Genomic DNA, 1,632 nt, shown 5'->3' with positions numbered 1-1,632 from the left:
TAGTGTAAAATATTTGTAGGGAAATTTTAAAAAAAATAAAAAAGAGAACATCCTTTGTGTTAGTATTTAAGTAAGCAAAAAAATCTAAATACAAGGAGGATGTTCCCTATGTACAAAAGTATACTACAGTTTTGCCAAAAAGGGGCAAAAAATTTAGAAAATAGCAGTGCAAATTTTTTTACAAACCCAAAAGATATCGCAGGTTTTGTTGAATCGGTCAGTAATGAGGTTATCAAGTTGGGCTGTTCCTTCATTGGAGAAGTTTTTAGTGAATTAGATCAAGGCATCAGAGATAGCCAAATACGTAAAAAAAACTGGGAAATTGTAAGGAGAGATAGAAGAACGATGATTTGCTCTTTAGGTGAATTTTCTTTTGATAAAACCTTGTACAAACATAAGAAAACAGGAGAACGTAAATACTTGCTTGATAGTTACCTAGAGTTAGACAGTTACAGTAGGATAACTGAAGATGCACAGGCTAAGATACTATCAGAAGCAGCACAAACATCGTATAGAAAAGCTGGAGATGCAGTAAGCATTACGGATAATGTTAGTAAGGGTACAGTAAAGAATATGATTCATAATATAAAATTTCCACCCCCAATATATCAAGAAGAACTAAAGAAAGTAGAATACCTGTATATCGAGGCGGATGAAGACCATGTGCCATTGCAGTTTATCAATCAAAAGGGAGATATAGAAGTGGGTTCAAATGGATATAAGTTAAATAATGTACAGATGAAACTAGTATATGTCCATGAGGGAATAGAAAAAGTTGCTCCAGAGAGCAAACGCCACAGATTGATTAATCCACATTACTTTAGTGGCATATATGAAGGTAGGGAAAATGCAAGACTTTGGGATGAAGTATATGAATATATCGAAAAAACATACGACCTTAGCTGTATTAAAAAAATATATCTAAATGCAGATGGAGGACAGTGGATTAAATCAGGAAAAAACAGGATTTCAGGGATGATAAGTGTCCTTGATGAATATCATATCAATAAATATTTGACTAGCATGACGAGTCATCTGCTGGATGGAAAAGCATACGGTAGAGAGCTACTACGTGATGCAATAAGAAATGGAAATAAGTCTGACTTTAAAGAAGTAGTTGAAATAATCAAAGACTATGCACAAGTAGAAAGTGATTTAAAAAGAATAGATAATAGTGCCTTGTACATACTTTCAAATTGGAGTGCCACTAAGCTACGCTTGAGACACCCAAATGGAGTGATAGGCAGTAGTACAGAAGGTCATGTAAGCCACGTTTTGGCTAGCAGAATGAGTTCAAGACCAATGGGCTGGAGCAAGAATGGAGCAGATAAAATGGCACGTCTTAGAGCCTACTGCTGGAATGGCGGGGACATTCTGAGATTAATCAGATATCAATCTGAATTAAAGGAAGAACGAATGGCAGCAGGAGATGAAGTCTACAGCTCTAGTAGTATGTTCCTAATGGAAAAAGAAATACACAAAAATGGAAAATATTATGACAAAATTCAAGTATCGCCTTCTATGCAGGTAAGGAAGATATTGTCAATTAGAGAAAAATTAAATATTTTATAAAATTAAGTACTAATCAAAGGGAAAGTCTATAGTTTTTCCCTACAAAATCTTTACACCGTC

The 1,632-nt window shown here is 34.6% G+C and carries 1 protein-coding gene; it reads left to right on the top strand.

All coding sequences use genetic code 11. From position 1 onward, the window contains the following. The first annotated feature begins 99 nt into the window (after positions 1-99). Entirely contained in the window at positions 100-1,572 is a 1,473-nt protein-coding gene (locus tag HMPREF0631_RS09530; protein ID WP_408634962.1) for an ISLre2 family transposase, read from the top strand. The last annotated feature ends 60 nt before the right edge of the window (positions 1,573-1,632 follow it).

Origin of the sequence: Peptostreptococcus anaerobius 653-L (assembly GCF_000178095.1) — a bacterium.
Classification (GTDB): Bacteria; Bacillota; Clostridia; order Peptostreptococcales; family Peptostreptococcaceae; genus Peptostreptococcus; species Peptostreptococcus anaerobius.
This window is presented reverse-complemented; position numbering and strand designations above follow the sequence as displayed.